This is a genomic window from Burkholderia sp. E168m23 (assembly GCF_016586125.1).
GTDB classification, from domain to species: Bacteria; Pseudomonadota; Gammaproteobacteria; order Burkholderiales; family Burkholderiaceae; genus Burkholderia; species Burkholderia orbicola.
Map to the genome: position 1 here is coordinate 1 of NZ_BCPP01001189.1, position 1800 is coordinate 1800.

Here is a 1800-nt window from a genome sequence, read left to right on the forward strand (position 1 = left end):
GCGCAACCGGCGTACCGGGCGACGCCGGGCGCGGCCGCGGCGTCGGTCGCGCGCTCCAGTTGCCGTTTCAGCGCTTTTGCCGCCAGTTGCTGGCGAAGATGCTCTCCCAGTGCCATTGCTTCCTTCGCTTTATCTCGAAAAGCCGCTATGTTACGCCGCGTATTTTTAAAAAGCGTGGTGTCACGCGTCGGAAAACTCGGCCCACTGCCATGCATCGGGCGCGGCCAGCAACGCATCGACCAGCCGGAAATTCATCTCGTGGCTCGGCCGCAGCGCGCTCACGCGCGCGAGCAGCGGCGCGCCGGCCAGCGCGAGATCGCCGACCAGGTCGAGCACGCGGTGCCGGACGAATTCCTCCGGCAGCCGCATTCCGCCCAGCACGCGATTGCCGACGATCGACGCGGTGCACGATGGCCGCGCGCCGCGCAGGATCGGCACACCACGAAGATAGCCGGCGACGATCGCGGGCACGGCCCACTTCACGCGCCCGTACGAGCGCGACGGCGCGATGTCGGTCGCGAATGCGGCCGGCGTCAGCGCGCCGTCCCAGTGCATGTCGCCGAAGCCGCGCAGGTCGTTGCGCACGCTCAGTTCGTAACGCGGCGCCGGCTCGATCCGCATCTCGCGCCGCTGGTCGCCGTCGCCGTCCGTGACGACGATCGGTCGCAGCACGCGAATGAAGCGTTTCGGCGCATCGAGCGCGACGCGGCCGCATGCGCGGATCGCGTCCACCCACGGCGTGGCGCTGCCGTCGAGGATCGGCACCTCTTCCGCGTCGAGCTCGACGATCGCGTGATCGATCTCGCACGCGAGCAGCGACGCGAGCAGGTGCTCGATCGTGCGTACGCCGATGCCGTCGGCATTGCGCAGCATCGTGCAGAGCGGCTGCGCGCGGCGCAGCGCTGGGTCGACGGGCAGTGTCGCGAGCGTGCGTCCGTGCTCGACCCGACGGAACACGATGCCCGTCACGCCGTCTTCCGGACGCGCAGGCAGAATCCGTACGCCGACCCGGCGCCCCGTATGCAAACCGTGCCCGTCGATCGTCAGCGGGCGCGCCAGCGTGCCCTGCTGCGTCGCCCAGCCGGTCGGCGCGCTCACCGCGCCACCTCCAGCGACGGCGTTACCTGCTCGGCAACCGGCGCCGGCTGCGCATCGAGCATCGCGCGCGCTTCGCCGTCGATCGCATGCTTCGCGGCGAGTGCCGCGACGGCCTCCTGCGCGGCATCGGCCGCCGACGCGGCATCGCAGCCGGCATCCGCCGACGCGCCGATCGAATCGACGATGCGGCCGGCCAGCGTCGTCACCGACGCCCCTTCGGCGATCGCCATCACCGACAGCTTGACCTCGAACGCTTCCTCGACCGCAAGGCCGAGCTCCATCCCCATCAGCGAATCCATGCCCATGTCGAGCACCGACTTGTCGAGCGCGATGCGATCGGGCGTCATGTGCAGAATCCGCGCGATCTGCGCCTGCAGCGTCCGCGCCACCAGCGCGATGGCTTCGTCGCGCGGCAGGGCCAGCACTTCTTCACGCAGTTGCGTGCCGCCGTCGCGCGCATCGCCGCCCTTCGCCTGCGATTGCAGCAGCACATACCGGCGCGCCTTCGCAGCCGGCATCCCGCGTGCCACCGCATGCCAGTCGAGCCGCACCACCGCTTCGCCGGCCGCACCCGCGACCAGCACGCGCTCGAGCGCGGCCATCGCTTCGTCGGACGTGATCGACGCACCGCCGATCCGCGACTGCAACGCTTCGCGCGTATCGGCGTTGCGTGCGAGGAAGCCGACATCCTCGAGCGGCCCC

General features: G+C 70.5%; 2 protein-coding genes. Both read right to left on the reverse strand.

Annotated features, from left to right (window positions below; all coding sequences use genetic code 11):
* Positions 1 to 180: 180 nt before the first annotated feature.
* Positions 181 to 1098, reverse strand: a complete 918-nt coding sequence (locus JMF90_RS35525) for a UDP-3-O-acyl N-acetylglycosamine deacetylase (protein ID WP_201316740.1) — start codon at positions 1096 to 1098, stop codon at positions 181 to 183.
* Positions 1095 to 1800, reverse strand: a 706-nt coding sequence (locus JMF90_RS35530; RefSeq protein WP_201326202.1) for an acyl carrier protein, incomplete at its 5' end; no start/stop codon positions are given. The genes JMF90_RS35530 and JMF90_RS35525, both read right to left, overlap by 4 nt.